This is a genomic window from Occallatibacter sp., assembly GCF_049802275.1.
Taxonomy (GTDB): Bacteria; Acidobacteriota; Terriglobia; order Terriglobales; family Acidobacteriaceae; genus Telmatobacter.
In genome coordinates this window covers 1-6,223 of the sequence record NZ_JBARMD010000518.1, presented here as the reverse complement: position 1 = coordinate 6,223, position 6,223 = coordinate 1, and the positions used below count along the sequence as shown (strand labels likewise).

Annotated in this window: 6 protein-coding genes; 4 read left to right on the top strand and 2 right to left on the bottom strand. The window is 59.2% G+C overall.

The genetic code is table 11. The features are described 5' to 3' along the window. On the bottom strand, window positions 1-776 hold a 776-nt coding region (locus tag WA354_RS17975), incomplete at its 3' end, for a TrmH family RNA methyltransferase (RefSeq protein WP_472814397.1). Between the two features lie 252 nt (window positions 777-1,028). On the opposite strand from WA354_RS17975, the gene WA354_RS17970 reads away from it, so the two are divergent. After that, on the top strand, window positions 1,029-1,673 hold the full coding sequence (locus tag WA354_RS17970; protein ID WP_472814396.1) for an L-threonylcarbamoyladenylate synthase: 645 nt from the start codon (window positions 1,029-1,031) through the stop codon (window positions 1,671-1,673). Between the two features lie 8 nt (window positions 1,674-1,681). Beyond that, complete coding sequence (locus WA354_RS17965) at window positions 1,682-2,317, top strand: YdcF family protein (RefSeq protein WP_472814395.1); 636 nt, start codon at window positions 1,682-1,684, stop codon at window positions 2,315-2,317. Between the two features lie 108 nt (window positions 2,318-2,425). On the opposite strand, the gene WA354_RS17960 is transcribed toward WA354_RS17965, so the two are convergent. Next, window positions 2,426-3,313, bottom strand: a complete 888-nt coding sequence (locus WA354_RS17960; protein WP_472814394.1) for a DUF92 domain-containing protein — start codon at window positions 3,311-3,313, stop codon at window positions 2,426-2,428. A gap of 357 nt (window positions 3,314-3,670) precedes the next feature. On the opposite strand from WA354_RS17960, the gene WA354_RS17955 reads away from it, so the two are divergent. Both WA354_RS17955 and WA354_RS17950 read left to right on the top strand, forming a co-directional pair. Beyond that, the gene (locus WA354_RS17955; protein WP_472814393.1) at window positions 3,671-4,147 is read left to right on the top strand and encodes a hypothetical protein; all 477 of its coding nucleotides are present in this window, start codon (window positions 3,671-3,673) and stop codon (window positions 4,145-4,147) included. A gap of 716 nt (window positions 4,148-4,863) precedes the next feature. Further along, window positions 4,864-6,223: TIM-barrel domain-containing protein (locus tag WA354_RS17950; protein WP_472814392.1), on the top strand; the 1,360-nt coding region annotated here is incomplete at its 3' end.

Genomic DNA, 6,223 nt, shown 5'->3' with positions numbered 1-6,223 from the left:
GCTTCATACAGCAGCACGCTCGTTGCCACCGCCGCGTTCAGGCTCTCCACCGGCCCAGGGCAGGGAATCGTAATCGCCCTGTCCGCCTTCATCGCAAGATCCACCGGCACCCCGTTCCCTTCGTTTCCAATCACCAGCGCCACCGGTTCAGCCAGATCCACAAGGTCCGCGGGCTGTGCTCCCTGCACCGTCGTTGCCAGAATTCGCACGCCCGCTTCGCGCAACCGCTCCACAACCTCTTTTTCGTGGGCCCGCAGCACCGGAATTCGAAATACACTTCCCGCCGACGCCCGCACCGCCTTGGGATTCCACTCGCTCACCGTGCCTTCGAGACAAAGCACCCCGTCCGCTCCAAAAGCCTCCGCCGACCGCAAGATTGTCCCCAGGTTGCCAGGATCCTGCAACCCCGCCAACACCACAATCAGCGTTGCGTCCTGCTTACTCTCCCCGAGAATGTGGGCCCATGTCCAGTCCGGCGGCTCTACCAGCGCTGCAACCGGCTGCGGCGTCTCGGTTGTCAAGGCCGCATCCAGCAGTTCGCGCGGCATCGCCAGCACCTCCACACGATCCGGCAGCTTCAGCGCTTCCACGATCCGCTCGGAACCCTGCGCAACAAACACGCAAGCGATATGCAGCCCCGCGTGCACCGCTTCTTCGAGCAGGTTTGGTCCTTCAATTCCCACAAGTCCGCTCTCGTTCCGCCCCGGACTCGCCAGCGCCCGCCGCAATTCCTTCAGCCGCGCGTTCTGCTTACTCTGTACAATGCGTATAGACATTCATGCGAACCGTCTTTCGCTTAGCCGATTCTAAGCGGTTTTGCGGGATGTCGCTGAATAGACGGCAGTACTCAGGTTGCACCGCAGCCGGTGCTGTGATAGCTTCCGTCTTTGTGGCGTCTGCATTTGCCAGAGCCGTGTCTGTGTACCTGCCTTGCTTTTTCAGGCGAGTCCAGCACATAGCCTCCAGCGTCGCAGCCACCATCAAAGCAGGCAATCTCGAATTGCCTGAGGGAACCGAGGTAGACCTTCTTGTCCGCGGAAATCTTGCGCGTCCATCCCGACGAGCCCCAGTCAGACCGGATTGATTACATCGTCTCCTGTCTGCGCAAGGGCGATGTAGTCGCGATGCCCACCGACACCTTTTATGGCCTTGCCGTGGACCCCGTCAACCTCCACGCCGTCGAAAACATCTACCGCATCAAGAGCCGCCAGAAGCAGAAGCCGCTGTCGCTGCTGATCGCCTCCCTCGCGCAGGCCTACGAGCTGGCCCGCGACTCCGACCCCATGCTCGACAAGCTAGCCGACCGCTTCTGGCCGGGACCTCTCACCATCATTGTCCGCGCCGGCACCAAGCTACCCCTGCGGTCCACGGCAAACACCGGCAATGTCGCATTGCGTATCCCGGACTCCGCCATTCCGCGCACTGTCGTTGAGCGTTTCGGCCTGCCCATCACGGCCACGGCCGCCAATCTGCAGGGAGCATCCGAGTGCACCCATGCCGCTTGCGTGCGTGACCAGATCGGCGACCGTATTCCCCTCATCGTCGATGGCGGCCCGACTGGCCGCGCACAACCCACTACCATCGTCGACCTGTCGCTCGGGGATGGCCGCTGGGAAATCCTCCGCGAAGGCGCCATTCCCACGCACGAAATCGTCATGGTGCTGCAGCGCTGAGAGTCGAGATGAGCCCGGAGTCGAAGCCAGCCTCGGACGGAAGAAAACCCAAAAGGCCGCTTCTGCGATGGATTCTCGTGGTTCTCGCCGTTCTGCTCTCGGCCAGCCTTATCTGGTGCCGCTGGGTCTATATCCAGATCCAGCACTATGCTTCGCACGATCAGTCCGCTCCATCCGATGCCATCGCCGTCTTCGGAGCCGCCGAGTATAACGGCCACCCGTCACCCCTATTCCGCGCTCGCCTCGATCATGCTGAATCTCTATACAGCCGCGGCATCGCGCCTTTAATCATTACCCTCGGCGGAGACGGCGGCGACCAGTATTCCGAAGGTGCCGTCGGCCAGCAATACCTTGAAGGCGCCGGCGTCCCGGGGTCCGACATCATCGCTGAAACCGAGAGCACCAGCACTGATCAATCCGTCAAGCGCCTCGCCGTAATTGCTCGCACCAACGACTTGCGTCGCATCGTCGTGGTCAGCGACGGCACCCACCTCTTCCGCATCCATCAGATCTGCGCCGCCAACGGACTCGACGTGCTCACTTCCCCACGCCCCCGCGTACCGATCGAAGGCAACACCGGCGAAACCGAGCGCATTGAGCACGAAATCCTCAGCTACACCCTCTGGCGCCTGCATCTGGATTGAACAAGGCTGGGAACAGGAAACTTGGGAATAGGGACTTAGACTAGAGTGTCAGATCTCCAGCTAACACCGCTACCACGCGCGCAGCGCGGCCAACTCCGCTAACTTTGCTCAGAAAAGCCGATGTGGCACCACCGCCAGCAACCCCAGCGCAACCCCCGCCGCACTCGCTGTCGAAAGAAAATTCACGGCATCGTTGTTGATCCAGCCGCGTCGTTCCAGCGTCGCTCCCAGCAGGCTGTCGAAGATCAATCCAAACACGCCCGCACCCCAGCACACAGCGAGCATCCACCAGCCGCCCTCCAGCGCCCAGGTTCCTGAAGCCGCCACCAGCCCGGCCGCCACGATGCCCACAACCGTCCCGCCCACGCTGATCGCCCCATCCGTTCCTGGCTCCGCCTTTTGAAAAGTCGTAATCATCCGCGGAGACCCGCTCAGCACCTGACCCAACTCCGACGAAATCGTGTCCGCAGCTGCCTCAGAAAGTGCCGCAAGGCCCAGGCAGAAAGCCGCAGCGGGAAAGACCTTCGCCGCCGGCAGCCATGTTTTTTCCACCATCCACGAGAGCACCAGCCCGTTTGAGACCAGAGCGGCCACGCCCAGGTTCGCCGCCACCTGCGCGGCTCCGCGTCCGCGCTTGCTTTCCGCGGTTCCCAGGCTCTCTTTATGCTTCCGTCCCACCCGAGTTGCAAGAGCAGTCATCACCAGCAACACCAGCACTGGCACCAGCCCCGTCTTCCACGGCGCATAGGGAAACGAAACCGTCGCGAACATCAGGCTAGTCGTGATCGCCGCGCCTGCCAGCGCAGCGCCCGCAGTTGCCGAACGCACCTTGAACGCAGCCAGACCCAGCAGCACGCTTAAGCTCAATGTCCAGATCGCGACCACCGGCATCTGCGAAGCCCACCAGCGCGTCTCCAGCACCACATCGGCGCCCACAAAGGGGAACACCAGCAACAAAATCGTCTTCGATTGCCACAACAGCTTCGGTCGACTCACGAATTCATCGTAACGTTTCAGCCCACAAAGGCTGTGATCCAGAACCAAGCCCCGTGGGCGCCCATCCAAGCGCAGCTTGGGTGGGAAAGCACGACCCACCCCATTTTTATGGTCTTGGATGGCGCAGCGCGACATCGATGACTGCGGTCGCTTCTCAACTGACAAGTGGCGGCGGCAGAATTGTAACGAACGGGATCGTCCACAACACTCACGGAGAAAGGCCCGGAAATTCTTTCTTCGGCCTGTGCCGGATTGAAGGAACATCCGACTTGCTTGCTGCAGCGCAGCGTTGTTGAGGTAGAATCGCGGACACTCTTTGAATAAGGACAAAGAGCAGGTTCCAACCAGGAGAATCGCATGCCTTCTATCAGACAGTTCTGTTTGTTTCTCCTCGTTTTTCTTTCTGCAGCACCCTTGGCGCAGCAAGTAAATGCTGCGACTGCTCCCGCAGATCCGTGCTCTTTGCTCAGCCCGGCTGTGGTGAGCAGCACGCTGGGAGATTCCTTCGGGGCGCCTCAAAAGAGCGTTGCCCCGCGGCCGTTCCCGAACACGGTACAGGGAACCGATTGCCGTTACGCCACATCGAATGGGCGCCACGAATTGCTTTTCCGGGTGTACTTCGACCACTCCACCGCGGAGGCTACCGATCTGCACGCCAAGCTGAAGATGTATTTTGGTGCCGGATCGACACCAGCCGTTGTGGGGGATGAGGCTTACTTCGATGGGAACCATTCCCTTCATGCTCGCAAGGGCAACGTCCGGTTCTTCCTGTCCGATGGGAACGATGAGAAGAAGCTGACCGCTCTCGGTAATATCGTTGCTGGTCAACTGTGAGACGGGATAGGTAACCATGGCAGAGCTTGAATCTGCTCCGCCAGGTTGACAACCTTCGCTCAACATGCGGGGAACTGTCCAAACTCAAACCGTTTCACCGACGGGGTTCACCCCGAGCGGATGTCAAGACAGGTCCCCCATAAATCCGACGCATCTTCCTCATTGCATTCCGCAAAGACTTCTCAGCAATCTTGCAGGTTAATTCCCGGCATTGCCTATACTCATCTCAACAACGGAAAGTGCGAAATCGTCGTTCATCGGTCCGTGAATTACTTCAAGATCATGCGCTTGGAGAGAGCATTGCACCGCATTAAAACCGGAGCATCCTGCCTCGAAAACGGTTCAAACACTAGAAATCAGCCGCTAAGTCTTTTTCTTCGACGACTTTGCGCCTTAAGTCTAATGATTAGAACGGGTTACGGGAGCCCCATAAAAAGCTAAGTCGCGTCGATTGACGAACTTAGCTTTAAAACCCATATTTTTATTTCCTGGAATTGTGCAACCGCATAGTTGCATATTGTTTAAAGTGTCACAACTGGCTTCAAAAACCCGCACGCCAGATCCATCGCGCGCCGATACCAGGCCCGTCTGTGCCCCGTTCATCGCATCGCGATGAGCGGTCTTCAAACGAGACCCTGACATTCGTCCACCGACCCCGTTCATTTACACTCATCCCCGCGTACCAATCCATACATTCATAGTCTTCGGAGTTCAGGATGAAAAGGTATTCATTGTTCGCGTTGTCTCTCGCTGGCCTGGTCATCATTCCAGCCTTCTGCTCGGCCCAGTCTTCCGACCAGCGTCTTGAAATCGACCGCAAAGGCGAGACCATCATCCTCGAGCCCTACGCCCCCAACATCCTCCGCGTAACCCTCAGCCTCCAACACGACAACGCACTCGCCAAACCTGGGTACGGATTCGTCGGCACTCCTAACGCTCAAGGCTGGTCCAAAAATCAGACTGACCTCAACGACATCTATCAGTCCTCCCGCATCATCGCCACCGTCGAGCGCGATCATCCGCCTCTGCATCCGAAGCTCTCCACCGAACTCGACATCGCGAAATTCTTCAACGGCTCCACGCCCGGCGCGCATATCACCTTCACAACTCCCGATGGCAAGAAGCTTTTAGAGATGACCGGCTGGCAACAAGCCGTCCCCAACCACAAGGACGGCACCGCCGACATCAACCACGACCGCCGTCCCACTGACCCCGAGTTCTTCACCGTCGGCGCCACCTTCGTATCACCCGACGACGAGCACTACTACGGCCTCGGCGACAACCACGAAGGCTTCCTCGATCATCGCGGCCATCCCGTCCGCTGCTGGAATGACTATCTCTCGCCCGCCGCACCCACCACCTGCGTCCCGTTCCTCATAACGAACAAGGGCTACGGCCTCATCTGGGACAATCCGTCGAAGACCACCATCGAGCCCGGCTTCAACGAGCAGACCAAGTGGACTTCACAGGTTGGGGATCGTGTCTCCTTCTTCGTCATTGCCGGCAACACCGCCGACGAAATCTACGCGGGCTATCGCCTCCTCACCGGCCCCACGCCGCTGCTGCCCAAGGCCGCCTACGGTTACATCCAGTGCAAACAGCGCTACACCAGCCAGGATGAAGTTCTGTCCGTTGCGAAGGGATATCGCGACCGCCATCTCCCCGCCGACGTCATGGTGGTCGACTGGTTCTACTACACGAAGATGGGCCAGATGGATATGGACCCGAAATTCTGGCCCGACCCAGTCGCGATGAACAAGCAGCTTCACGAGATGGGTTTCGAAACCATGATCAGCCTCTGGCCACGCTTCACTCCTGAGAGCCGCTTCTATGCTGAACTCGAAAAGAACGGATGGCTCATCCACACTGCCGACGGAAAGCCCATCAACGGCCTCCCCTACGACCGCGCCGGTTCCGACATCGACACCACCAACCCCGACGCCGCCGTTTGGTACTGGACCACCATCCGCGACAACATCCTCAGCAAAGGCTTCGACTCAATCTGGGCCGACGAAACGGAGCCAGACCTGCCTCCCAACGGCGCCTACTATCACATAGGCTCCGGCACACAGTTTT

What these genes read in the sequence shown, in the direction of transcription:
- WA354_RS17965 (WP_472814395.1), top strand. Translation starts at nt 1,682, where the DNA reads ATGAGCCCGGAGTCGAAGCCAGCCTCGGACGGAAGAAAACCCAAAAGG.
- WA354_RS17955 (WP_472814393.1), top strand. Translation starts at nt 3,671, where the DNA reads ATGCCTTCTATCAGACAGTTCTGTTTGTTTCTCCTCGTTTTTCTTTCT.